Annotated in this window: 23 protein-coding genes; 14 read left to right on the top strand and 9 right to left on the bottom strand. The window is 74.0% G+C overall.

Annotated features, from left to right (window positions below):
• The first annotated feature begins 53 nt into the window (after positions 1-53).
• The 8 genes from PV789_RS11600 to PV789_RS11635 all read left to right on the top strand — a co-directional run bounded on the left by PV789_RS11600 (position 54) and on the right by PV789_RS11635 (position 11963).
• Entirely contained in the window at positions 54-1259 is a 1206-nt protein-coding gene (locus PV789_RS11600; RefSeq protein ID WP_368045834.1) for a DegT/DnrJ/EryC1/StrS family aminotransferase, read from the top strand.
• A complete protein-coding gene (locus tag PV789_RS11605) occupies positions 1256-2407 on the top strand; it encodes a DegT/DnrJ/EryC1/StrS family aminotransferase (protein ID WP_274977421.1) in 1152 nt (383 codons plus the stop codon). Before PV789_RS11600 ends, PV789_RS11605 begins: the two co-directional genes overlap by 4 nt.
• Entirely contained in the window at positions 2404-3390 is a 987-nt protein-coding gene (locus PV789_RS11610; protein WP_274977422.1) for a UbiA family prenyltransferase, read from the top strand. Before PV789_RS11605 ends, PV789_RS11610 begins: the two co-directional genes overlap by 4 nt.
• On the top strand, positions 3387-4757 hold the full coding sequence (locus PV789_RS11615; RefSeq protein ID WP_274977423.1) for a protoporphyrinogen/coproporphyrinogen oxidase: 1371 nt from the start codon (positions 3387-3389) through the stop codon (positions 4755-4757). The genes PV789_RS11610 and PV789_RS11615 overlap by 4 nt, the downstream gene beginning before the upstream one ends.
• Positions 4754-6415 (top strand): AMP-binding protein, encoded by a 1662-nt coding sequence (locus tag PV789_RS11620; RefSeq protein ID WP_274977424.1) that lies wholly within the window; start codon positions 4754-4756, stop codon positions 6413-6415. The genes PV789_RS11615 and PV789_RS11620 overlap by 4 nt, the downstream gene beginning before the upstream one ends.
• On the top strand, positions 6412-8709 hold the full coding sequence (locus tag PV789_RS11625; protein WP_274977425.1) for a CoA transferase: 2298 nt from the start codon (positions 6412-6414) through the stop codon (positions 8707-8709). Before PV789_RS11620 ends, PV789_RS11625 begins: the two co-directional genes overlap by 4 nt.
• Positions 8706-11255 (top strand): AMP-binding protein, encoded by a 2550-nt coding sequence (locus tag PV789_RS11630; protein WP_274977426.1) that lies wholly within the window; start codon positions 8706-8708, stop codon positions 11253-11255. Before PV789_RS11625 ends, PV789_RS11630 begins: the two co-directional genes overlap by 4 nt.
• A gap of 234 nt (positions 11256-11489) precedes the next feature.
• Positions 11490-11963 (top strand): SRPBCC domain-containing protein, encoded by a 474-nt coding sequence (locus PV789_RS11635; protein ID WP_274977427.1) that lies wholly within the window; start codon positions 11490-11492, stop codon positions 11961-11963.
• An 86-nt stretch (positions 11964-12049) separates the two neighbouring features.
• Here PV789_RS11635 and PV789_RS11640 read toward each other — a convergent pair whose 3' ends face one another.
• The 7 genes from PV789_RS11640 to PV789_RS11670 form a co-directional block, all read right to left on the bottom strand.
• Positions 12050-14173 carry an ATP-binding protein gene (locus PV789_RS11640; protein WP_274977428.1) on the bottom strand — a complete coding sequence of 708 codons (2124 nt, stop codon included), beginning with the start codon at positions 14171-14173 and terminating at the stop codon, positions 12050-12052.
• Positions 14170-14730 carry a DUF6879 family protein gene (locus tag PV789_RS11645; RefSeq protein ID WP_274977429.1) on the bottom strand — a complete coding sequence of 187 codons (561 nt, stop codon included), beginning with the start codon at positions 14728-14730 and terminating at the stop codon, positions 14170-14172. Before PV789_RS11645 ends, PV789_RS11640 begins: the two co-directional genes overlap by 4 nt.
• Positions 14727-14945 (bottom strand): hypothetical protein, encoded by a 219-nt coding sequence (locus PV789_RS11650; protein WP_274977430.1) that lies wholly within the window; start codon positions 14943-14945, stop codon positions 14727-14729. The genes PV789_RS11645 and PV789_RS11650 overlap by 4 nt, the downstream gene beginning before the upstream one ends.
• 90 nt (positions 14946-15035) lie before the next feature.
• Complete coding sequence (locus tag PV789_RS11655) at positions 15036-15197, bottom strand: hypothetical protein (protein WP_274977431.1); 162 nt, start codon at positions 15195-15197, stop codon at positions 15036-15038.
• 139 nt (positions 15198-15336) lie between these two features.
• The gene (locus PV789_RS11660; RefSeq protein WP_274977432.1) at positions 15337-15660 is read right to left on the bottom strand and encodes a hypothetical protein; all 324 of its coding nucleotides are present in this window, start codon (positions 15658-15660) and stop codon (positions 15337-15339) included.
• Positions 15657-15887, bottom strand: coding sequence for a hypothetical protein (locus tag PV789_RS11665; protein WP_274977433.1), 231 nt, complete (start codon positions 15885-15887; stop codon positions 15657-15659). Before PV789_RS11665 ends, PV789_RS11660 begins: the two co-directional genes overlap by 4 nt.
• Before the next feature lie 3 nt (positions 15888-15890).
• Positions 15891-16454, bottom strand: a complete 564-nt coding sequence (locus PV789_RS11670) for an ATP-binding protein (protein ID WP_274977434.1) — start codon at positions 16452-16454, stop codon at positions 15891-15893.
• 202 nt (positions 16455-16656) lie between these two features.
• On the opposite strand from PV789_RS11670, the gene PV789_RS11675 reads away from it, so the two are divergent.
• From PV789_RS11675 to PV789_RS11685, 3 genes are all read left to right on the top strand, one after another.
• Complete coding sequence (locus PV789_RS11675) at positions 16657-17508, top strand: helix-turn-helix domain-containing protein (RefSeq protein ID WP_274977435.1); 852 nt, start codon at positions 16657-16659, stop codon at positions 17506-17508.
• Between the two features lie 8 nt (positions 17509-17516).
• On the top strand, positions 17517-17705 hold the full coding sequence (locus tag PV789_RS11680; protein ID WP_274977436.1) for a DUF397 domain-containing protein: 189 nt from the start codon (positions 17517-17519) through the stop codon (positions 17703-17705).
• Positions 17706-17980: 275 nt separating this feature from the next.
• Positions 17981-19672 (top strand): RICIN domain-containing protein, encoded by a 1692-nt coding sequence (locus tag PV789_RS11685; protein ID WP_274977437.1) that lies wholly within the window; start codon positions 17981-17983, stop codon positions 19670-19672.
• Between the two features lie 211 nt (positions 19673-19883).
• On the opposite strand, the gene aroQ is transcribed toward PV789_RS11685, so the two are convergent.
• Positions 19884-20444, bottom strand: a complete 561-nt coding sequence (gene aroQ / locus PV789_RS11690) for a gamma subclass chorismate mutase AroQ (protein ID WP_274977438.1) — start codon at positions 20442-20444, stop codon at positions 19884-19886.
• A gap of 276 nt (positions 20445-20720) precedes the next feature.
• On the opposite strand from aroQ, the gene PV789_RS11695 reads away from it, so the two are divergent.
• From PV789_RS11695 to PV789_RS11705, 3 genes are all read left to right on the top strand, one after another.
• Complete coding sequence (locus PV789_RS11695; protein WP_274977439.1) at positions 20721-21320, top strand: DUF6309 family protein; 600 nt, start codon at positions 20721-20723, stop codon at positions 21318-21320.
• 190 nt (positions 21321-21510) lie between these two features.
• Positions 21511-22398, top strand: coding sequence for a PRC and DUF2382 domain-containing protein (locus PV789_RS11700; protein WP_274977440.1), 888 nt, complete (start codon positions 21511-21513; stop codon positions 22396-22398).
• Between the two features lie 108 nt (positions 22399-22506).
• Positions 22507-23898, top strand: coding sequence for a flavin monoamine oxidase family protein (locus PV789_RS11705; protein ID WP_274977441.1), 1392 nt, complete (start codon positions 22507-22509; stop codon positions 23896-23898).
• A gap of 54 nt (positions 23899-23952) precedes the next feature.
• Here PV789_RS11705 and PV789_RS11710 read toward each other — a convergent pair whose 3' ends face one another.
• Positions 23953-24885 carry a hypothetical protein gene (locus PV789_RS11710; protein ID WP_274977442.1) on the bottom strand — a complete coding sequence of 311 codons (933 nt, stop codon included), beginning with the start codon at positions 24883-24885 and terminating at the stop codon, positions 23953-23955.
• Positions 24886-24984: the final 99 nt, after the last annotated feature.

The following is a 24984-nucleotide window of genomic DNA, read 5'->3' on the forward strand; positions in this document are numbered from 1 at the left end:
CCGCCGCCCCGGCCGGCGACCGCCCCCTCCCGCAGCGTAGAAACGTGGAGAAGTTGAAGAGAACGCTCGAACCCCCCGAGGCGGCGCCCCCCGGCAGAACACGCCTCCCCGTCCCCTTCTTCGACCAGTCCCGGAGCTTCGCGCAACTGTGGCCGCGCATCCGGGACAACTGCCTCCGGGTCATGGACCGGGGCAAGTTCTCGCACGGGGCCATGGTCGCCGAGTTCGAGGACGCCCTGGCCCGCTGGACCGGCGCCCGGCACGTGGTCGGCGTCAACTCCGGAACCGACGCCCTCGTCATCCTGCTGCGCGCCGCCGGGCTGCGCCCCGGCGACGAGGTGATCGTCCCCGCCTACTCCTTCGTCGCCACCGCCAGCTCCGTCGTCCTCGCCGGGGGCGTCCCGGTCTTCGCCGACATCGAGGAGCACGGGTACGGCATCGACCCGGCCTCGGTGGACGCGGTGGCCACCTCCCGCACCCGGATGGTCATGCCGGTCCACCTGTTCGACCGCCTGGCCGACATGGAGGGCGTGCGCGAGGTCGCCCGGCGCCGCGGCCTGACCGTGCTGGAGGACAGCGCCGAGGCCATCGGCATGCGGCTGCGCGGCGTGCACGCCGGACTGCTCGGCACCGGCGGCGTGCTGTCCTTCTTCCCCTCCAAGACCCTCGGCGCCATCGGCGACGCGGGCGCGCTGCTCACCGACGACGACGCCGTCGCCGAGACCGCGCGGGCACTGCGCCACCACGGCCGCTCCGGGCGGACCCTGGACGACTTCCCCGGCATCGCCAACCCGACGGTCGTCGCCGGCTGCAACAGCAAGATGGACGACATCCAGGCCGCCGTGCTGCTGGCCAAGCTCTCCCGGCTCGACGCCGACATCGCCCGCCGGGCCGAGCTGTCCGCGCGCTACGACGCCCGCCTGCGCGACCTGCCCGGGATACGCGCGGTGCCCGGCGCCGTCGCGCCCCACCCCGGCGGCGACCGCGTCGTCTACGTCCACCTCGTCGAGGCCGACGACCGCGACGCCCTGGTCGCCCACCTGGCCGGGGCCGGGATCGGCACCGAGACCTACTACCCGATCCCGCTGCACCTGCAGCCCTGCTTCACCCACCTGGGATACGCGCCCGGCGACTTCCCGCGCGCCGAGGCGGCCTGCGAGGCGGCGGTGGCCCTGCCGCTCTACCCCGACCTGACCGACGCCCAGGCGGACCGGGTCTGCGAGGAGATCGAGGACTTCTGCGTTCGGAGGCACCGATGACCACGGCGACCGGGCAGCGCATCCCCTTCTTCGCCCCCGACCTGTTCGACGCCGACCGCGACGTCCTGCTGGAGGCCGTCCACGCCACCGGCACCGGCGGCGCGCAGAAGTTCATCCTCGGCGAGCGCACCGCCCTCCTCGAACGCCAACTGCGCGACCGCCTCGCCGCCGCCGACGTCGTCGCCTGCTCCAGCGGCACCTCCGCGCTCACCCTGGTCCTGGCGGCCATGGAGATCGGCCCCGGAGACGAGGTGGTGGTACCGGCCTTCGGCTGCGCGCCGCTGGCCAGCACCGTCGTCGAACGCGGCGCGCGCCCGGTCTTCGCCGACGTCGACCCGGTCTCCCTGACCCTGGACCCGGACGCCGCCGAGGCCGCCCTCACCGCGCGCACCCGCGCGGTCATGCCCGCGCACGTGTTCTCGATGATGGCCGCCATGCCCCGGTTCCGGGACCTGGCCGACCAGTACGGGCTGCGCCTGGTCGAGGACTCCGCGCTGGCCCAGGGCGGAACCCTCGGCGGCCGCCCCGCCGGGCTGTGGGGCGACGCCGGGGTCTACTCCTTCGTCCAGGTCAAGACCTTCGGCATGCCCGGCGAGGGCGGCGTGGTGGTCACCGCGGACGCCGAACTCGCCGTGCGCGTGCGGATGCTGCGCAACCACGGCCAGGACGGCACACACCGCTTCCTGCACCACCGGATCGGCCTCAACAGCCGCTTCGACGAGGTGATGGCCGAGTTCCAGCTGCACCGGCTGAGCGGGCTGGAGGACCGGCTCGCCCGCCGGGCCGAGATCTCCACCTACTACTCCAGCCGGTTCGCGCGACTGGCCGGAGCCGGGATCACGGCGCCGCCCACGGGCGGCGACGGGCGCTGCCACTACGTCTACACGCTCCTGGCCGAGGAGCGCGACGACCTGCGCGTCCACCTGTCCGCGCACGGGATCGACACCCACGTGTACTACCCGCGCGCCCTGCCCGCCCAGCCCGCGTTCGCTCCCTACGCCCGGGCCGGGGCCCGCTGGCCCGACGCGGAGTCGGCGGCCCGGCGCAACATCTCCCTGCCGCTGTACCCGCACCTGGACGACGCCCAGGTGGAGCACATCGCCGACACCGTGTGCGCGTTCGCCGACCGTTCCAGGAGAACAAGATGACCGACCACACCGCCGCACCCCCCGCCGCCCCGGCGCCCGCGGCCGCGCCGCCCCGGGGCACCCCGGCCGCCTACGCCCGGCTGGCCAAGCTCGACATCTACGACTACTACATCGGCCTGCCCCTGGTACTGGCCATGCTCGCGCCCGCGCTGCGCTGGGAGCCGGGCACACTGGGGCTGCTCCTGCTCATCCTGCTCGCCGAGGTGGCCGTGGTGGCCGCCATGGTCGCCTTCGACGACGTCACCGGCTACCGCGACGGCAGCGACGCGGCCAACTACGGCTCGGACGCGGCCCGTCGCCGGCTGGCCCGCAAACCCCTCGTCGCCGGGACGCTCACCGAACCGCAGGCGCTGCGCTTCGCCTGGGCGGCCACCGCGGTGAGCGCCCTGCTCTGGGGCCTGGTCGTCCTGGCCGCCCCGCACCAGCCCGCCTGGGCGGTCGCCCTGGCCGCCCTGTGCGTGGTCGCCTCGGTCCAGTACTCCTGGGGCCTCAAGATCAGCTACCGGGGCTTCCAGGAGGTCTTCCTCATCGGCCTGGGCGTGGGCTGGGTCCTGGTGCCCTACGGGCTGCTCACCGGGGAGCTGAACGGCTTCGTCGTGGTCCAGGCCCTGCTGTTCGGCTTCGGACCGATGCTCTTCGGCCTGTACTCCAACACCAACGACGCCGCGGGCGACCGCGCCGCCGGGCGGATCACCGTGGCCGCGCTGGTGCCCAGGCGCCTCAACACCGCCTTCATCATCGCGGCGACCGCGGCGGAGAGCCTGCTCATCAGCGGCTCCACCCTGGCCGGGATCTCCCCGTGGTGGTTCCCGATCGTCCTGGCCCCCGTCTTCCTGATGCGGGTGGCCCAGCTCTTCATCGGGTTCGTCCAGAACGACATCCTGCGCGCCCGCCGCCTGGCCATCCACACCCACCGGGTCACCGTGGTCCTGCTCATCGCCGCCCACCTGCTGGCGCCCGCGCTCCTGGGAGACGCCGTATGAGCGGGGTGCTCGACGTCGCGGTGGTCGGAGCGGGCCCCGCCGGACTGGCCGCCGCCCACGCGCTGGCCCGCGCGGGCCGCTCGGTCCGCGTCCTGGAGGCCGCCGAGGCCGTGGGCGGACGCATGCGCACCCTGCGCGAGCACGGCTGCCTCATCGACACCGGCGCGGAGATGCTGCCCCCGGCGAAGGCCTACCCGGCCACCTGGAAGCTGATCCGCGAGGTCGGCCTGGACGCCGACCGCCGCGCGGTGCCCCGCATCCGCGGCGCCCTGGCGTCCTGGCGCGGGGGCCGGGCCCGACCGCACGTGGGCCGCCCCCTGGGCCTGCTCACCGGCGCCGGGCTGTCCCCGCGCGCGCGGGCCGACCTGCTGCGCCTCCAGATCCAGCTGGCCCGCCTCGGCCCGGACCCCGAACACCCCGAGCGCTCCCCGCTGGGCGCGCGCACCCTGGCCGAACTGCTCCGCCCCTACCACCCGGAGCTGCGCCACCGGCTGCTCGGTCCCCTGGCCGCCGGGTTCTTCGGCTGGGACCCCGAGCACACGGCCGCCGCCCCCTTCGCCGCGCACCTGGTCTCCGCGGGCAGCAGCGCCCGCTGGCGCACCTACCGCGACGGCATGGACACCCTCGCGCGGGCCCTGGCCGACCGGCTCGACGTGGTCACCGGCCACCCCGTGACCAGTGTGTCCGCGGGCCCCGACGGGGTCGGGCTGGAGTCCCCGGCGGGCACGGTCACCGCCCGCGCGGCCGTGCTGGCCGTGCCCGCCCCGCTCGCGGCCGTGCTCCACCCCGGCGCGTCCGGCGTCGAGCGCGCCTACCTGGAGGCCTGCGAGTACGCGCCCATGCTCCGCGTCTCCCTGGTCCTGGACCGCCCGATGGAACCGGCCGGGGCGCGCGGCGGCTTCGCCACCCTGGTGCCCGCCCCGGAGGACCCGCTGCTCAACGTGGTCACCGCCGACCACAACAAGCACCCGGGCCGGGTGTCGTCCGGCCGGGGCCTGGTCTCCCTGGTCGCCTCGCCGCGCGGTGCGGCCGAACTCCTGGACGCCTCCGACGCACTGGTGGCGGAGCGGCTCACCGCCCGCGCCGAACTCCTGCTGCCCGGCCTGTCCCGGCACGTGGAGGCCGTGCGCGTGCACCGCTTCCGCCACGGCCTGCCCGCCGCGGGGCCGCGCGCCCTGCGCGAGCGCGCCGCCTTCGCCGTCCGCCCGCCCGCGGCCGTGGACTACGCCGGGGACTGGATCTCGCTGCGCCCGTGCAGCGAGGGCGCGGTCTCCTCCGGGGCCGCGGCCGCCGCGCGGGTCCTGGCCTTCCTCGCCTCGACGGCCCAGACACCCGCTCCCGCTTCCAGTGAGGACCGACGACGATGACGCTGTTCACCAAGCCCCTGCACCTGGGCACCCTCTTCGACGACCTGGTCGAGCGCGGCTCCACGACCGCCGTGCACCTGAGCAGGCCGCTGGACATCGCCCCCGGCCTGGGCACCGAGCTGGACGTGCCCCGGGTGGCCGAACTGGTCCGAGAGGCGGCCGGGTGGCTCGCGGCGGCCGGTGTGCGGCCCGGCGACCGCGTCGCGATCGCCAAGCGCAACCACTGGGACTACGTCCTGCTCAACTCCGCCGCGGCCCGGCTGGGCGCGGTGCCCGCGTCGCTGTCGGCGCACCTGGAGCCGGACGCGCTGGAGGTCCTGCTCAAGCGCCTGGACCCGGCGCTGCTGGTCACCGACGCCGCCCTGCTCGCCGCGTCCCGGGAGGCGGGGGCCGACCCCGCCGTGCACGCGGCCCGCACCCTGGTCATCGACGACCCGGCGCGGGGCGCGGGTCCGGCCGGGGACGGGGTCCCCGTCGGAGGAGGGGGCCCGGCCGGGAGCGTCCTGCGCCTGGACGACGTGCGCGGCACCGAGGCCCCGCCGCCGCGCAGGCCGCACCTGGACGCGCCCCTGGCGATCATGCACACCTCCGGCACCACGGGCGTGCCCAAGCTGGTCCCGCACTCCACCCGCACGATCATGCGCCGCCTGGCCGGGTTCGAGGCGCACCGCTGGCCCGTGCTGAGCAGCCGCCCCGACGACACGGTGACCGGCGCGTACTCCTTCGCGCACGGGCGCGCGCTCGCCTGGACCGCCAGCGTGCTGTGGCTGTCCCCGGGCGGGCTGTCCGTGGTCACCGGCGCCGACTGGGCCGAGGCCGGGCCGCTGCTGGAGCGGCACCGCCCCACCACCCTGGAGGCCGCGCCCGCGGTCTTCGCGCGCTGGCAGGACCGGGCGGAGCGGGAGGACGCCCCGTTCGACCGGGTGCGGCTCTACGTCAGCACCTTCGACGCCGTGCACCCGCCGACCGTGCGCGCCTTCCTGGGCGCCACCGGCCACCGGCGCCCGGTGTGGATGCAGGGCTGGGGCCAGAGCGAGACCGGGCCGCTGACCTTCCGGTTCCTCACCCGGCGGGCGATGGCCGCGGAGAACGGGCGCCACCCCACCACCCGCCACCTGGGCCGGCCCATCCCCACCCGCACCAGACTGCGCGCGGTCGACCCGCACACCACGCGCCCCGTCCCGGCCGGTACGCCCGGCCTGATCTTCTGCCGCACCGAGGCCCTGTGCCTGGGCTACGTCGGCGAGGAGGGCCGGTGGCGGTCCAAGCTGGTGGGCGAGTGGTGGAACACCGGCGACATCGGTGTCCTCAGCCGCACCGGCGCGCTGCGCTTGGTGGACCGCGAGGTGGACGCCCTGCGCGAGGGCGGCTGCCTGGAGGTGGAGGACGTCGTGGACGACCGCCTGCCCGAGGTGCTGGAGTGCGTCGTCCTGAGCGTTCCGGACGGGCCCCCGGTGCCGGTGGTGGCCACCGAGAGCGGGGGCCTGGACATCGTGGCCTGGCGCGGCGCCGTCGCCGACCTGCCCGAACTCGCCGACCCGGTGGTGCTGACCTGGGACGAGCTGCCGCGCACCGGCACCGGCAAGGTCCGCCGCTCCGTGCTGCGCGAGCACCTGGGCCTGCGCCCCGACACCTGCGGAACGGGGAAGTGGACGTGACCGCCGAGCCGGTGGACGCGGCCCCGCTCCCGCTCGCCGGGGCCGCCGCGCGGGCGGTGGGCGACTCGGTCGCGCTGCGCATCGCGGCGGCGCGCCTGGAGGCGCTCGGCTGCGAGGTCTCCCGGGCCGAGGGGCCCCTGCCCCCGCAGGCGCCGGCCGGGTGGATCGGCCTGGTGGCCGTCCCGGGCGAGTGGGGCCCGGGCGGGAACGGCTCCGGCGCGGCCCCTGGCGCTGACGGCTCCGGCGGAGGGGGAACCCGGGCGCTGCCGGTACCGGTCGGCTGCGCCATCGGCTGGTCCGGGCCGGTCGCGGCGCCCCTGGCGGGGGAGCGCGGCGTCCAGGCCGCCTGCGGGCTGGCGCACCTGCACGGCCGGGCCCGCGGGGCGCCCCGGTTCCTGGGGGTGGACTACGCGTCGGTGTGCGCGGGGGTGCTGGCCGCTCAGGCGGTGGCGGCCTGCGCGCTGGCCCTGGCGCGCGGCGGCCCGGCGCTGTCGGCGTCGGTCTCCGCGGCCCAGGCCGCCCTGCTCGCGGCGGGGCCCTACGTGGCCGCGGCCACCGCCCCGGGACAGGGAGTTCCCGCGGGCTCGCCCGCGCTCGACGCGGGAGGCGCTGGTACCGGTGGCGGCCGCGGTGCTGTCGTGCCCGGGACCGTTCCGCCCTTCCGCTCCGCCGACGGAGCGCGCTTCGAGATCGAGACCCTGGACGCCGAGGTCTGGCTGCGGTTCTGGACCGGCCTGGGCGCCGCCCCGGCCGCGATCGCCGCCGGGTGGCCGCCCTTCCAGCGGCGCTTCGCCACCGCGGTGTGCCCGCTGCCGCCCGAGCTGCCCGCCGCGATCGCGGCCGTGGACCTCGCCCGGGTCCGCCTGGCCGCCCGCGACGCGGGCATGAGCCTGGTCCTCGTCCGCGCCGTCCGGGACGCCGGGGAACCCGCCCCGGCCTCGGAGTGGCGGCTGCGCGCGCGGGACGCCGCCGTGACCCCGGCCGCCCCGCTGGCAGCGCTCGGCCCCGACGCCGCCGCGCCCCTGGCCGGACTGCGGGTGGTGGAGGCCACCAACCGCGTGCAGGGCCCGCTCGCCGGGCTGCTGCTCGCCATGCTCGGCGCCGAGGTCGTGCGGATCGAACCCCCGGGCGGCGACCCCATGCGCGGGGTGGCGCCGATGGCGGGGGACAGCTCCGCCCGGTTCCTGGCCCTGAACCGGGGCAAGGGCGCGGTCGAGACCGACCTCAAGTCCGCGGCCGGGCGCCGGGCCGCCCGTGACCTGGCCGCCACGGCCGACGTCCTGCTCTACAACTGGCCGCCCGGACGGGCCGAGGGGTTCGGCCTGGGCCCCGACGACCTCGCCGGCCCCGCCCCCGGCCTGGTCCACGTGCACGCCGACGGGTGGGGCGGCCGGGCCCCCGAACCCGGCACGCTGGCCACCGACTACCTGGTCCAGGCGCACGGCGGGGTGGCCGACCTCCTGGCCGGACCCGGGCAGGAGCCCGCGCCGTCCCTGCTCACCCTCACCGACGTGCTCGGCGGAATCCTCGCCGCCGAGGGGGCGGTGGCCGCGCTGCTGCTGCGCGCCCGCACCGGCGCAGGGGTCCGCGCCCGGACCGCCCTGTCGGACGCGGCCCGGCTGCTGCGCCGCGCCGGACGCGGCACCGCGACCGAAGAGGGGGAGCGGAGCGTCCCCGGACCCGGGGAACAGAGCAGCCCGGGATCTGGGGAGAAGAGTGCCCCCGCTCCCGGGGAGCAGAGCTTCCCCGGCCCCGAGGAGAAGAGCGCCCCCGTTCCCGGGCGACGGAGCGGCACCGGACCCGGCCAGCGCAACGGCGCCGTGCCCCAGCGGTGGGACCGCACCCGGACCGGACCGCGAGGCGGCCTCGTCGCCGTGGAGTGCGACGGCGCCGTGTCGCGGACGGGAGGCGTCACCGCGCCCGTGGAGAGCGGCGGCCCGGCTCCCGGTGGGCGGATCGGTCCCGTACCCGTGGAGGACCTGGCGGCGATGGCCGCCGCACCGGCGTTCGCGGCGGCCTTCGACACGGTCGGCGGCGCTTCCTGCGTCCGTGCCCCGTGGAGCTTCGCGCCCGCCGCCGACGCACCGAGCGCCGAGACGGGGCCGCGTGACGGAGCCGCGCGCCGGGGCGCGCCCGTACGGAACGAACCGGCTCCCGACGTCACCACCGGTCCCCACGGCGGCGCCCGCGGCGGTGCCAGCGGCGGGACCACCGGCCCGGACATCCCCCACGCCGCACCGTCGACGTCTCCGGACGGCGCCGTGGCCGACCACACGCCCGCGGAGAACCGATGACCTGGATCTCCTCCAACGGCCTGGAACTGCGCGACCTGGTCCCGGCCGACCTGCGCGCGCGCTGGACCGCGCGCGGCTGGTGCCCGGGCCGGGACCTGTACACCCTCTTCCACGAGCACGCGCTCGCCCACCCCGGACGCGACGCCGTCGTCGACGACCGCGGCACGCTCGACTACGCCGGGCTGGACGCCGCCGTGCGCCGCGCCGCCGCCGCCCTGGCCGCAGGGGGGACGGGGGAGCGCGACGTCGTCGGCGTCCTGCTGCCCAACGGGCGCGAGGCCGTCGTGGCCGAACTCGCCGTCGCCGCCGTCGGCGCGGTCGCGCTGCCCGTCCCCGACGGCCGGTCCCCGGCCGACGTGCGCAGCCTGCTGGCCCGCTCCCGGGCCGCCGACCTCGTCACCACCCCGGAGCGCGCCCGACAGATCCGCCGCGCGGACCCGCCGCCGACCCTGCGCCGGACGTGGGCGTTCGGCCCGGCCCGCCCCGGGACGCGCAGCCTGGACCGGCCCGACGCCGCGACGCTGCGGGACTGGCGTCCCGCCCGGCCCGACCCCGAGTCCCCGGCCCGCGTCCTGGTCTCCTCCGGCTCGGAGGGCGAACCCGGCATGGTCGCCTACAGCCACAACGCCATGGCGGGCGGCCGGGCCAACTACGTGGCGGCGCTGCACACCGGACCCGGCCCCATGCGCAACCTGGTCCTGGTGTCGCTGGCCTCCTCCTTCGGCTCCTGCGGGGTGCCGGTGACCCTGGCCGGGCTCGGCGCGACCCTGGTGGTCCTGCCCCGCTTCGACCCGGCCGCAGCGCTGCGCGCGATCGAGCTGCACCGCCCCACCCACCTGATCGGCGTGCCCACCATGCTGCGGCGGATCGCTGCGCTGCCCGAGCGGGCCGACACCTCGTCCCTGCGCGCGGTGGTGGCCAGCGGCGCCCCGCTGCACCGGGAGGTCCGCGACGCCTGCGCCGCCCGCTTCGGGCAGCCCGTGGTCAACGTCTACGGCTCCACCGACGGGGTCAACTGCCACACCGCCCGCCGCCCCGAGGCGTGGGAACCGGGCCTGGCCGGAGACCCCGCCCCCGACGTGGCCGAGGTGAGCATTCGCGACCCGCGGGGGCGCCCGGTTCCCCGGGGGGAGACCGGCGAGATCTGGGCCCTGGGCCCGATGACACCGCTGTGCCGCGTCGCCGCGCCCGAGCTGGACGCCGAGCGGCGGGCCCCGGGCGGATGGGTGCGCACCGGCGACCTGGGCCGCCTGGACCCCGACGGCGCGCTGCGGGTGGTGGACCGCCTGCGACGGACGGTGATCCGGGGCGGCGTCAACATCTTCCCGGCCGAGGTGGAGCGCGAACTCGGCGCCCACCCCGCCCTCGCGGAGGCCCACTGCGTCCCCGTCCCCGACCCCGACCTGGGCGAGCGCATGTGCGCCTGCGTGTCCTCTGCGGAGGGGGCCGACGCGCCCTCCCCGCAGGAGCTCATCGCCTTCCTGCGCGACGAACGCGGCCTGGACGTGCGCGCGCTGCCCGAGCACGTGGTCGTGCTGCCCGAACTGCCGCTCGGCCCGACCGGGAAGGTGTGCACGGCCACCCTGACCCGCGTCGCCGCCGAGGCCGTCGGCGCGCACCGACCGCCGGGCCGGGCCGCGGCCGGGGGCGGTCGCGCCCCGTCAGACCCCGTAGCCCGAACGGCCGGACCGACCCGACCGGCCCCGACGATCCGACCGACCCGACCGACCCCCGAGGAGACACCGGTGACCGACGCCGCCGAGGACCAGCGCTACGTCTTCGACAACCACAGCGATCACGCCTTCGACCAGCACCGCTTCCTGGCCGCCGCCTACGACCCCGTGACCACCGAACGCCTGGAGCAGACCGGTGTCGGGCCGGGGTGGGACTGCCTGGAGGTGGGCGCCGGGGGAGGCAGCGTCGCGCTCTGGCTGGCCGACCGGGTCTCCCCGGGCGGGAGCGTGCTGGCCACCGACATCAAGCCCGAGCGCATCCCCGCCGTCGAGGGCCTGGAGGTCCTCCGCCACGATGTGGTCCGCGACCCGTTGCCCGAGGCCGCCTTCGACCTCATCCACTCCCGGCTGGTCCTGCTGCACATCCCGGAGCGGATCGCGGTCCTGGAACGCCTGGTGCGCGCGCTCAAGCCCGGCGGCGTGCTCCAGCTCGACGAGTTCGACATCACCTACGGCCCGGCGCTGCTCATGCCCGACGCCGAGTCCCAGAAGCTCTACGAGGAGTTCCAGGAGGCCAAGACCAGGCTGATGGTCCGCGCCGGGGCCGACCCGGCCTGGGGGCGCAACGCCGCCGAGGCGATGCGCGGCGCGGGTCTGGTGGACATCGACCCCCGGCCCCGGCTGGAGCTGTGGGACGCCGACTCCCCGGGCGTGCACCTGATCGCGCACCACACCCGCCACCTGCGCGACGCCTTCGTGCGCGAGGGGATGAGCGACGAGCGGCTCGCCCGGGTGCGCGCGCTCCTGGCGGACCCGTCCTTCCGGGCTAGTTCCTGCGCGATCTACTCGGTCCAGGGCCGCCGCCCCCTCTGAGCGCGTGGCCCGCGTCCGCTGACACGGGTGCCATCGGCCGGAAACGTCGCTGGTGTGACGCGAGTGTCCTGACCTGCGGTGATCGTTTACTTATGGAGAGGTTCGGTGCCCCAGACCCGCTATAAGCACAAGACCACGCGGGTCAAACCGGCCTGACCGGGACGCACGCCTTCTGTCGTGGGCGTCGGCTAGGTTGCCCGCGTACACGCACAGCAGTGTCAGGGGAGGGCGACCATGACATCGAGAGCACCGCGCACCGACCGGGGGAGCAGGACCGTCCGCGCCTCCGCGGCGGCGGTCTACGCGGCGATGACCGAACCGGACGCCCTCGCGGCCTGGCTGCCGCCGGAGGGCATGGCGGGCAGGATCGACCGCTTCGAGCCGTGGCCCGGGGGCGGGTACCGCATGGTGCTGACCTACCTCGATCCGCAGGAGGGGCGGGGCAAGACCTCGGAGACGGAGGACGTCACCGAGGTCGCCTTCGCCGAGCTGGCGCCCGGGGAGCGGGTCGTGCAGCGGATCGGCTTCGAGTCGCCCGACCCCGACTTCGCCGGGACGATGACCATGACCTGGACCCTCGCGGCGGCGCCGGAGGGCACCCTGGTCACCGTCGAGGCCGCCGACGTGCCCCGGGGCATCGACCACGCCGTCCACGAGGAGGCCCTCGCCTCGTCCCTGGCCAACCTCGCGGCCCACGTCGAACGGTGACCCGGCGGCCCGGTCCCGGGCGGAGGCGTCCGCCCGGGACCGGGCCGCCCTGCCGGACATCGGAGTGGCTGCCCTGCACGCGGTCCTCAGCCGTCGGCGGCCAGGCGGCCCAGGCGTTCCTCCACCTCGTCCGCGCGCGGGTCGTCGTGGTCGCGCAGGTACTCCAGGGCCGCGTTCCACGCCTCCCGGGCCCCGACCGCGTCGCCCAGTTCGGCTCGTGCGTCGCCCAGACCCAGCAGCGCGGCCGCCCGGCTGTCCCGGTCGTCGCGCTCCTCGAAGACGCGCAGGGCCTGCCGGTAGGCGGTCACAGCTTCGTCCGCCCGGCCCGAACCGGTGAGGCTCCGGCCCAGGGTGCAGCGCGCCCACGCAACGCTCCAGTCGGCACCGATGGCCTCGAACGCCTCGATCGCCGCCCGGCTGTGGTCGAGGGCCTCGTCCCAACGGCCGAGGTCCACGCCGAAGTCGGCCAGGCTGAGCAGCCCCATCGCCGCGCCGCGCCGCTCGCCCGCCCCACGGAAGACCGCGATGGCCCGCTCGACGTGTTCGGCGGCGGTTCCGTCGCGCTCGCCGCGCTGCCAGGCCACCACACCCAGTTGGCGCAGCGCGAACCCCTCCACCCACGGGTCACCGGCTTCCCGGTTGGCCTCCAGGGCGGACTCGTAGTGCCGCACGGCCGCGTCGAGATCGTCCAGCAGCCACTGGGCGTCGCCCATGCCCAGGTGGTTGCGGGCGAGCCCGAAGGAGGAGCCCGCGCTCTCGGCCGCCCGGAGGCCGACCGCATGCAGGTCGCGCCACTCGTGCCAGTGCCGGTGCAGCTCGAACAGTCCGTACACGCTCGCGGGCAGCCGCCAGGCGGTGTCGTGGTGGCCGTGCTCCAGGGCGGCCCGCACCACGGCCACAAGGTTCGCGCGCTCGGTCTCGAACCAGGTCAGCGCGTCCTGGACGGAGTCGAACTCGGGCAACTCGTAATCCTGTTCCCGCCCGGGGACGACCGGGAAGTTCGGGTGTTCCACGCGCTGTGCCCGGGCGGCGGCGTGCGTGTACCACCGGGCCGCCCTCCCGACGGCCTCACCCGCCGCCTCCGGTCCTTCCTCGGCGCGGACCCGCTCGACCGCGTACAGGCGGACCAGGTCGTGCAGGCGGTAGCGGTCCTCGCGCGGGCGCTCCACGAGGTTCGCGCGGGTCAGGCGGTCCAGGAGCCTCCGGGCTTCCGCCTGCGCGGTGTCGGTGAGCGCGGCGGCGGCCCCGCAGGAGAACTCCGGCCCCGGGTGCAGGCCCAGACGTCGGAAGAAGCGGGCGGTGTCGTCGTCCAGGGCCCGGTAGGAAGCCGTCATCACGGCGCGCAGATCACTCAACTCGTCCTCCTCGGCAAGGGCGTCCAGACGTGAATCCTCGGCGGCCAGTTCGCGTACCAGGTCGCTCAGCGCCGCGTCCGGCCGGTCGAGCAGCCGCTCGGCAGCCACCCGCAGGGCCAGCGGGAGGCGGGCACAGTGCTCTGTCAACTCATGGGCCGCACGCGGCTCAGAGTCCACGCGGGGACCGACCGTACTCCGTAGCAGAGCCACTGAGTCAGCCACCGGAAGAACGTCCAGGGTCAGGCGCCGAGCCCCGTCGCGTGCCACAAGACCGGGCAGCGCGTTCCGGCTGGTCACCACGACCATGCAGCCGGGCGAGGCGGGCAACAGGGGACGGACCTGCCCTGGGTTGAGCACGTCGTCGATGACGACTAGGAGGCGCTTGCCATCGACCTCGGAGCGGTAGAGGGCCGAGCGCCCGTCCAGGTCCAGGGGGACGTGTTCGGGAGGAACGCCGAGGGCGCGCAGGATCGCGTCGAGCGCTTGTGATGCCTCGGCGCGTGGGCCGGGAGCGTGCCCGTGCACGCTGGCGTACAGAGCTCCGTCGGGGAAGAGGTGTCGCGCCCCGTGCGCCCAGTGGACGGCCAACGCGGTCTTGCCGACGCCCGGAGGCCCGGCCAGCACAGCGACTGGGACGCCCGTAGCTGACTCACGTGCCAGTGCGTCCAGTCGCCTCAGGTGAACGGTGCGGTTCACGAAGCCGGTGGTGGCCAGCGGTAGCTGGCGCGGCACGGCGACGGGCCTGGCGGAACCGGAGACGATGTGCACGTCGCCGTGCACGACACCCGCCTGCACCAGCGCCTCGGGGCTGCCGTGCACGGTGTTCGCGGCCTGGTGGTGATCAGTGTCTGTCACAGGGGGCGCATGTCCGCGTCGAAACGTTTTTCGTACTCAGGAAAAGGGGTGGACAGGTGCAGGGCCCGGTCACGTACCGCGTTGGCCCGCACGATCTGCTTGGGGTCGCCCACCAGTTCAGGTGTGAGCATGGTGCCGTCGGGCGCGTAGTTCATCCTCACCAGTCGCTCGGAGTCGAACAGCCAGTAGTCGGAGCGGGGAACGTCCTCGGGCCATGATCCCTCGCGCACGGGCAGGATGTTGACGTCCTCGCCCGCCTTGACGTTGGATCGGTAGCCCCACACGCATTCGAACCGCAGATAGTCCGTCAGAGGTTCGATGACGACGTGGACACGGCGGAACCGTCGCCCGTTGCCGACAATGCGGGCCCAGTCACCGTCGGGTTTGGTGGTGATGACTGCTCCGTCGTCCAGGAAGCGACGAAACGCCTCCTGTTCGTAGCCGACGTCGTAGACCTGGAGGGTCTCTAACCGGAAGGCCGTGTAGCGGCATTCTTCGAAGAAGCGGTCGAACTCCTTCTCGCTGACGGGCCGGGCCCCACTGTCCTCAGGGGTCACGCACCCCTCCGCTGGTAACGCTCGACGGCCGCGAGAACGATCTCGGGGGAGATTCGGACAGCGGTTTCACCGGGCAGGGGATTGGCGAGCTTCGCGAAGTCGGCATCGTCGAGACCGGCTCCCTGGACGACGAACTCACCGGTGTCGCTGATGTAGACGGAGGGGCAGCCCCTGTCGGCTGACTTGTCGTCCTTGGCGAGCAGTTCGAGCTCCATGGCTCTCCGTTCGGGCCTCTCAGGAACGTTCCTCGGGCCTCGAAACTAACACGCAAGCCCTGTCCCGTAGGGCTTGTGGCCGTCTTCGGCCTACCCGCCCACGTACCTTCTCCATATCTGCTCCACTTCGTCCCCGCTGCCCTCACGAGACGCGCGCACGAGCCGTTTGATGTCAGCAGCGGCGAGCGCGTCGAGCAGGGCGTGAATCTCTTCCTTGGAGACGGCTGGTTCGTTGCTCTCGTCCTCGTTCACGGTTTCCACTCCATCACGTCAGCCTGTTCCCTCCATGGTGGTTCCTGCCCGTTGTCGGAGAAAGCCTGCCGGTTGGGATCGTTGACCGTGTGACGGGGCGCCGCGACCGGCGGACAGCCGGGTGCGGCGCCCCTGAGGGTCAGGGGTTCCGGTGGAACCCAGGGAAGGGCGAGGTGCCCGGTGCTCCTGTGACGGCGGTGACCGAGCGGATCAGCTCCTCGGGACTGTCGGCGCAGATCAGCCGCATGCGACCGGTGTGCGCGGCCCAGTACTGGCGGGTGTGCTGGCCGAACCAGACCGTCCAGCCGTGGTGGCGCAGCGCCGCGAGCCCGACTCGGGGGTCACCGCCCGGGCCGGGCCTGGGCGCTGGAGGGCTGGAACCGCGTCCGGGTTCCGGACGGGTGACGGGGCTGGACCACCTCGGGAAGACCTCCGGTCGCGGTGCCTCTGCCACGGCGGTCACCGGGTGCTCTTCCGTTGCGGAGACAGATGCGGAGCCAGGGCCCGGCGCAGGGCGGTCGGGTCGCTGGCGGTGACCAGAACGGCCGGGCAGGGGCAGCACCGGCGGGCCAGCGTGGCGACGAGGACCGGGCGCCCCGACTCGTCGTGGAGTTCGCAGATGAGGTGGTCGGGGAAGTCGCCGCGCAGGCGACGGATCTCCGTGCTGGGATAGAGGCCGTAGCCGGGCACGGTTCACCACCCGCTCCGGTTCCGCATGGCCGTTCGGGGCGCCGGAACCGCAGGTGGCTGCTGTGGTGTCTGGGGCTGCGCGGTCCGCTGCCGGGGCAGCCTGAGCGGCCGGACGGGGCCCGGCGGCTGGTCCAGCCGGTCCGGGTTCCAGCCCAGGGTGAAGAAGACGGCCGGTCCCTGCGGGGTGCGTTCGACGCCCCAGGTGTCGGCCAGGGCGTTGACGAGGAAGAGGCCGCGTCCGTGCTCGGATCCGGGGTCGGCCGGAACCGCCTGGAGGGTGGGAACGCGGGTGTCATCGCAGCCGCGAACGGAGACGCGGAGGCAGCGGGTCGAGGCGAACAGCGAGACGAGGAACGCCCCGCCGCGTGCTCCGGCGGGGGAGTGCAGCAGGGTGTTCGTGGCGAGTTCGCTCAGGATCAGGAGGGCGTCCTGGGCGGGGGAGACGGGAGTCCGTGCCAGCTCCATGCGTCGGGACAGCCAGTCGCGCGCGTCCTTGACGGCGGACAGCGCCCCGGGGAAGCGCCCGAGGTAGCGCCGAAGCTCGGGCCGCCGAGGGGGTTCGGGCATGGGAGTACTACGGTTGTCCAAGGTCCTCACCTGGTCTCTCAGGTTGTGGGCTCAGGCCCTGCCCAGGCGGTGCAACGCCCGGGCAGGGCCGTTTTCATGCCACAGAGATTGCGCTAGGTAACCACCCAGGTGCATATCGCTGTCGCATAGCCATAGTCCATCACGACTTGGGTATGTGCAAGGTGCATATCGAAAAAAGCTGATGGAAGATGAAGAGGTCCGCTACGCTCTCGGCATGAAGAGTCCAACGGTGGGGCGCTGGCAGTTGGCCCAGGAGCTAGGGAAGCTGCGAGGAGAAAGGCCGCGCGATCGTGTGGCCAAGGCCATCGACGTGGCCCCGAGCAGTATCACCAGATGGGAAGACCCCAGCGGGGCAATCCCGCGGCGCCGAGACCTGCATGCGCTGCTGGAGTACTACGAGGTCCCGAAGGATGAGATCGGTCGCTATCTGGAGCTGCGTGAGCGTGCGCGAGAGTCCGGATGGTGGCAGCGGTACGGCATCAAGGGCGGCTACGGCACCTACATCGGCTTGGAGAGTGACGCGCGGAAGATCCAGCGCTACGACGCCATCCACATCCCTGGCCTCTTCCAGACCGAGGACTACCAGAGAGCGTTGATAGCGGGTAGCGGAGCGGCGATCAGCCCAGAAGAGGTGGACCGTCGGGTTCAGGTGCGCAGGGAGCGGCAGCGGGTCTGGATGAGCAACTGTCCGCAGACCTGGGCCATCATCGATGAAGCCGCCATTCATCGCATGGTCGGTGGGGCCGAGGTGATGCGGTCCCAGCTTGACCATGTCATCGCTTTGATGGATGAACCGCACGTCACCGTTCAGCTCTTGCCATACGAGGTCGGGGCTCACGCTGCTATGGAGATGGGCTCGTTCACGGTCCTTGAAGTCGGAGTACTCAGTGTTGTGCATACTGAGCAACGCAGGAGTGTCCTCTTTCAGGACGACCCCTCCGAGATTGAGGAGCATCTCCGTGTGCTCGATAGGCTGCGCATGGAAGCATACGGAGACGCCAAGACCAAGACTGGTCTGCGTAGCGCACACTGAGGTGGAACTTGAGAGAGCAGTGGTACAAGAGCAGTTACTCCACCGCTAGTGGAGAGTGTGTGGAAGCTGCTCGCCTGGTCTCAGGAGAGCACGGTATGCGTGACTCCAAGCAGCCTGAGCTGGGCCACCTGGCCTTCGCCTCCGCCGAGTGGCACCCCTTCGTCTCCTCGCTGAAAGCAGCGAACGCCGTCTCCTGACGCCACCGCCCCTCCCGTATCCCCACAACGTCGAGCCCCGGAGGCACCACTGCTTCCGGGGCTTCGTAGTACCCGGCCTCTTCTCGGGCCTCAGCTCGGTACAGGTCGTCGAGTTCGCGCCTGCTCTCCAACCCCGGAACTCCGTCCCTTCCCGACCGTAGTCGCACGGCTACCGTAAAAACGTTTTTCGTGTTAGCTTCCGGTGCAATGGGAGCGCTCCCCACCCCCCACTCCTTCCGGACACCGCCGTCCGGAGTTCGCACAGAGGAGCAGCAGTGCCCATCAACCCCCCGGTTCCCCCCGGCGCGCCCCGGACCGCGCCGCCGTCCTCCCCACCCTCCCCGCCCTCGCGCGGACCCCTCTCGCCCGCGTCGCGCCTGCGGCGGTTCCTGTACTCCGCCCTGGCCGTCGTCCTCTGCGCGAGCGGCCTCTCCGCCGCCGCCGTCACCCCCGCCCGGGCCGCCGACATCGACACCGGCGCCTACTACGTCCTGCGCAACCAGCACAGCGGCCTGGTCGCCGACGTCGAGAGCGCCGGAACCCAGGACGGCGCGCGGATCATCCAGTGGGAGCGCACCGACCGCCCCTGGCAGCAGTTCCGCTTCGTGTCGTCCGGCGACGGCTACTACCGCCTCGTCAACCGCCACAGCGGTAAGGCCGTCGACGTCTGGGAGCACTCCACCGCCAACGGCGCCGAGATCCGCCAGTTCACCGATCTCGGCAACGCCAACCAGCAGTGGCGCCCCGTGGACACCGGCGGCGGCGTCCAGCTGATCAACCGCCTCAGCGGCAAGGCCCTGGAGGTCTGGGAGTGGAGCACCACCCCGGGCGACCGCCTGTCCCAGTACGACTCCCTCGGCGGCGCCAACCAGGTCTGGGACCTGGTCCGCGTGGACGGCAACGGCGGCGGAGGCGACGGCGACTGCGGCAGCGGTTCCCACCACGCCGAGGCCGTCCAGAACGGCTCCACCTGGACCGCCCGCAACGGCGGTAGCACCGTCTACACCGGCGGCGACATGCTCGCCGCCATGCGCGCGGCCGTCGGCAGCCTCGACCCCGGCCGCACCTCCCAGCAGCGCGTCGTGGTGCGCGGTTCCGGCTCCATGCCCGCCAACACCTCGCTCGACCTGCCCAGCCACACCTCACTGGAGGTCTGCGGCACCGTCCACGTGTCCGGGTCGGTGGGCGCCGACCACGCCGCCGTCCGGATCCGGAACGCCCAGAACGTCTCCGTCCCCCACCTGTCCGTGACCGGCTCGCCCTACTTCGGCGTCTTCGTGCGCGGCTCGCAGAACGTGCACTTCGGCCGGATCGACCTGCGCCTGTCCAGCGGCCTGGGCATGCGCATCGACAGCCGGGGCAGCGACGCCAACCGCACCACGCGCGACATCAGCATCGACGACGTGTACGTGTCGGGCACCGACAACCACGGCGTGGAGACCTACAGCGTGGACGGGCTGGACATCGGCACGGTCACCGCCCGAGACACCGGCTACTCGGGCCTGCTGCTCAACAACACCGTCAACGCCACGGTCGACCGGGTCGACGCCGAGGGGGCCGGAACCGGAACCGGCTACGCGGCCTTCCGCATGGCCAACCGCAACGGGCGGATCGGCAGCGACCACCCGGTCAACATCCGGGTCGGCGAGGTCCGGGCCCGCGGCGGCGGCCGGGGGGTCTTCTGCGTCTCCGAGAGCGGCGGCGCGGTCATCGACCGCGTGGACATCGCCCAGACCGGCAACAACGCGGTGCTGGTCGAGAACTGCCACAACGTCACCTTCTCCGGGGGCACGATCGCCGGTCCGGGCAGCGTCCGGATCGCGGCCCGCTCGGAGTTCGCCAACACCTCGAACGTCACGTTCCAGAACCTGACGCTGGCCAACACCTCACTGGTCGAGAACCCGTGCTCGGTGAACCTGACCGTCCGCAACGTCACCTTCCAGAACAGCAGCGACCAGACCTGCTGACCACACCCTGGCCGCGGCCGGAATACACCCTGACCACACCTCGACCACACCCTCACCACGGCCGGAACGCACACTGACCACGCGTGACGCCGGGGCCCGACCCCCTGGGGCCCCGGCGTCGCCCGCCTGGAGCGGCCCGGCGGAGCCTGACACGTTCTCCTGTCGCTTCCGCTCCGCCCGCACCCACCGAGCACGGTCCCGGACCACCGGGTCAGACGCAGACCGACTCCAGCGCGCCGGACAGGGCGGCCGACGCCAGCCGGTCGAGTCCGCGCGCGGCCGCGGTCGTGTCCGTGCTGCGCGCGAGCCGCGCCGCGCAGCCGGGGGCGGTGCGCTCCTCCTCGGCGGCGGCCAGCGCCTCCACCAGCGCGGGGGTGATCCGGTCCAGCTCGGCGCGCACTCCGGCCAGGTCCGGCGCCTGCTCGGGCCGCCGGTCGGCCTGCGCGTACCACTGGGCGTGCAGGCCGCGCTGGACCACCTTGTTGGCCTCCATCTGGTCGCGCGTGACCGCCACGGCGGAGGCCGGGTCCGTGCCGAGTTCGGACGCCCGCCGCTCGACGGCGGCCAGGACCCGCGCCTCGCGCTCGGGGGCCTCGACGGGGTCGCCGGTGTGCCACTTGGCCGCGGCCACCAGCGGAGCGGTGTCGAGGCGGTCGGCGGACAGGAGCACGACCGCCTCCAGGCCGTTCGGCGGTGCGGACGACGCGGCGGCGGTGGAAGAGGCCAGGACCAGGGCCGCGACGGCGGCGGCGAGGGTGGCTGCTGTGCGCATGGACGAGGACCCCGGGGCGACGGCGGGAACGGCGGGACCCCCGTATCCTAGCCCTGTGTGCCGAGTCGAATGCACAGAGTGCCGACCCGGTGTGCGTTCCCTTTCCCGACGCGCCGTGTCCGTCTATCCTTCGGGCAGCGGTAACCGCCCCGACAACAGGCAGCGGCGGCCCCAGCGGTCGCCGGACCGCCGTCGTCCCCGTGATTCCCGCGCCCCCGCGACCGCCGAGCCCCCGTGACCGCCCGCCCCGGCGGGCCGACCTTGAGGACCGAACCCGTGCAGATCCTCGAACCCGTCACCCCCGACACCGTCCTCCGGCGCTTCCGCGCCACCCACCCGTTGGAGGACGAGGTCTCCCGCGCCACCAACACGTACGCCGAGAGCGCCCTGACCCTGGCCACCCGCCAGCTCGGCGGGACGTGGCACCGGGTCGCCCTGGACCGCGCGGACGTCCTGTCCGTGCTCCTGCCCTGGCACACGGGCGAGTACGGGGAGCGCGAACTCGTCCCTCCGGCCGGGGCGACCGTCGCCGAGACCCTGGGCACGCTCACCGACTGGCGCCGGGAGTACCCCGCCAGCAACCCGGTGTGCTGGGGCAAGCTGGACTGGCACACCGGCGCGGCCCACGCGCCGCTGTTCCTGAGTTCGCGCGCCCTCGACCACCCCTTCTACGAGCGGTTCGAACGCACGGACGCGGTGACCCACCTGGACGGCCTGCACCGCATGCTCGCCTGGGCGCTGGCGGACCGGCTCCCCTCGCGCCCCGTTCTGGAGGCCTACCTGGCCGGTCCCCTGCCCGACCCGGACGCCCCCTCCGCGGCCCGGCCCGCCGAGACGGCCCCAGCCGAGGCCACCGCCGACACCAAGGACGCTTGACCCCGAGGGGCCGAACCCCCCGGTTCCGCCAACGCGCGAACGCCCGGGGCAAGGGGCGCGCCAACACTTGTCCAGGAGTCGGTAGCGGCTTGGGAGAGCTGTTAGTCCGCGCAGGTCATGGCGGGTAGGGGGTGGGCGGACAGCGTTGGGGCACCCGCCCCTCGACCACGCGAACCACTAGGGGGACACCGTGGCACGCGATCGCACACCCGCAGACCTGATCGGGCACCACGTCCTCGATCGGGAGGGCCACAACGTCGGCAAGATCAACCAGGTCTACCTCGACGACAACACCGACCAGCCGAGCTGGGTGTCCGTGCACACCGGCCTGTTCGGCAGGCACGAGACCCTCGTCCCGCTCCAGGGCTCCCAGCCCGTGGAGGAGGACATCCGGGTCCCCTACGACAAGTCCGTCGTCAAGGACGCCCCGCACGTCGACGCCGACCGGCACATCTCTCCCGAGGAGGAGCAGACGGTCCGCCAGTACTACGCGCAGCACGGCGGCCCCCCGATGCGGGGCGAGGAGACCGAGATGGGCCGCGGCCCCGGGCCGCAGACCACCGGTCGGGAGGACATGGCCGGGGGAGCCGCCGGAGGCGCGGCGGGGGGCATGGCCGGCGGTATGGCCGGTGACGCCGCCATGCGCGACCGCGACGCCGGTATGCGCGACCGCGACCCGGCGATGGCGGACGAGCACGACGACATCTCGATGACGCGCTCGGAGGAGCGCGTGGACATCGGCGTGGAGCGGCGCGAGGCCGGTCACGCCCGCATGCACAAGTACGTCGAGACCGAGCAGTTCGACGAGACGGTCCCGCTGCACCACGACGAGCTCCAGGTCGAGCGCCGCCCGGTGGACGACCCCTCCGCGGTGCGCGAGCCCCGGGAGATGGGCGAGGACGAGCAGACCTTCACGCTCTACGAGGAGCGCCCGGTCGTCTCCAAGGAAGAGGTCCCCGTCGAGGAGATCCACGTCCGCAAGCGCGACGTGACCCGTGAGGAGCACGTCCAGGGCGAGCGCCGCCGCGAGCGGGTCGAGCTGGAGGACGACGAGGGGGAGCCGCCCGCCAACGCCTGACCCGGCCGCACGGCCGGGCCCGGCCGTGGCCGGAGTCGTCCCCGGACACACGGTCCGGGGACGACGCGTGCGCACCGCTGCCGCGCGCCCACACGGAGGGGGAGGTACATGACTGAGCCGGGGGACGTCAGCGAGGAGACCACCCAGGACGGGGACGAGGAGAGGGAGCGGGCCGCGGTGTCCCCGCCGCGCGGGCGCGAGGCCGGGCCCGGGCGCGGTCACACCATCGTCGTGGGCGCGGGCGTCGCCGGGCTGGCCGCCGCCGACCGGCTCGCCGAGGAGGGCGAGCGCGTCACCGTCGTGGAGGCCCGCGACCGCCTGGGCGGTCGCGTCCACTCCCTGCGCGAGTGGGACGGCACGACGGCCACCCTGGACGTGGGCGCCTCCTGGATACGCGGCGAGGAGAACAACCCCTTCGCGCGTCTGGTCCGCGAGATCGGCGTCCGCACGACCGTGTTCAACCGCTCCACCGAGACCGCCTACGACCCCAAGGGCCGCAGACTGCTCTTCGACCGCCACCGCCGCAACATGGAGGACGTCAACCTCCTGCACGAGCACATGTACTGGGACAACGTCGGGGCCACGCCGCAGGAGTCGATGGAGGAGGGCATCAAGCAGGCCCTCTACGACGCCAACCTGGTGCGGGCCAGGGCCCGCGACGCCAACGAGATCGTGCACCGCCTCGTGGAGGGCGACCACGGCGCCGACGCCGACGAGGTCGCCTTCACCGCGGTGGGGGCCCTGCACGAGTTCAGCGGTGACGACGTGGTCTTCCCGGACGGTATGGCCCAGGTCACCGACCACCTGGCCCGGGGGCTGGACGTGCGCCTGGAGCACGTGGTGCTGTCGGTCTTCCACGACGGGGACGGCGCGGGCGTACGCGTTGACACACCCGACGGGGAGGAGACCCTGACCGCGGACCGGGTCCTGGTGACGTTGCCCCTGGGCGTGCTCAAGACCGGAGGGGTCGACTTCGACCCGGCGCTGCCCGAGGACAAGGCCGGCGCCGTCCGACGCCTGGGCAGCGGCCGCCTGGAGAAGCTGTTCCTGCGCTTCGAGGAGGTCTTCTGGGGCGACGCCGAGGTCCTGGTGCACCTGGGGACCGAGGAGGGGACGTGGTTCCACTGGTACGCGGGGCAGCGGGTCATGGGGGCGCCGATTCTGATCTGCCGCAACGGGGGCAGCGCGGCCCGGTTCCTGGAGGAGAAGGACGAGGCCGACGTGGTCGGGCACGCGCTGGACTCGCTGCGCGGGCTGTTCCGCAAGGTGCCCGAACCCGTCGGCCACCACCTCACCCACTGGATGGACGACCCGTTCGCCCGGGGCAGCTTCTCCTTCACCGCCGTGGGGTCGGGGGACGAGGACCGGGTGGCGCTGGGCGAGCCGGTCGGTGAACGGCTGTTCTTCGGGGGAGAGGCGACCGAGACCGAGCACACGGCCACCGTGCACGGCGCCCTGCTCTCGGGCCGCAGGGAGGCCGAGCGCATCCTGGAGCTGTGAGCCCGCCACGGGGAGCGTCCGCGTGCGGACCGGGGGCCTGCGCCGGGGCACCGGTCAGAGCCCCAGGCGGCTCTCCACGGCCCGGATCCCCGCGCGGCAGGCGCGTTCCACCTCGCGGTGGTTGCGCAGCCGCTCCAGCAGGCGGAAGGGCCGCGGGTCCGCTTCGGGGCCGCCGTCGGAGCCGATGACTTCCAGGATCTGCCCCGTCAGCCTTCCGGTGCGCGTCCAGCGCTCCCAGCGCTCGAAGTCGGGGCTGGCCTGGTGCCCCATCACCAGGACTCGGCCGCCCCGGCCGGACAGGTCGCCGCCGTCGCGCGACCACAGTTCCACGCTCCGCCCCGGACCGGCCGACCAGTCCCGTGCGGTGACCACGTCCACGCGCACGTCCGCGCCGCGGCCCGCGCCCATGGCGGCGTCAGCACCCGTGTCCGCGCGCGGCCCGCCATCCGTGGCGGGCGCACCCGGGGCCGCTCCGGTGCGCGCGCCCGAGCCGGTGTCCGCGTCGGCGTTCGTCCCAGCGCCCGCGCCCCACCCGCGCACCAGCAGGGCGTCCTCAGAGCGGTCGCGCCTGCGCACCGCCTCCACCCGATCGGTCCCGACCAGGGTCACCAGGGCGCGCGCCATCCACCACCAGTTCTCCTTGCGCGCCATCAGGCTCCCCGCGCGCAACCGGGTCGGCGGGTGCTTGGCCGCCTCCTGCTCCACCAGGTCGCGGCCGAACAGGCGGCCCCCCGGGTCCAGCCGCACCTGCACCGGACCCACCCCCACCAGGCCGGTGTCCGTCCCCGGCACGGGCGCGGTCAGGCTGAACGCGGCGCGTTCGCCGAGCGCGTCCACCAGGTCCAGGTGGGCCAGCGGAAGGGCCGCGCACGGAGTCCCGCCGTCCGAAAGCGGCACCACCGGGACGCTCACCGGCAAACCCAGCGGAGTCACCCAGGAGAGCTCACCGACGGCCGAACGCCGCCAGACCGTGGCGAAATCTTCCACATACTTCCTTTTCTGTGATGTGTGACTCATGTTAATTTCTCGGGACTGTACCCGAACCGCCTGGACAGAGCACCCGCAGGTCCCGCCCACCCGGTCCGC

Source organism: Nocardiopsis camelliae (genome assembly GCF_028993595.1).
GTDB lineage: Bacteria > Actinomycetota > Actinomycetes > Streptosporangiales > Streptosporangiaceae > Nocardiopsis > Nocardiopsis dassonvillei.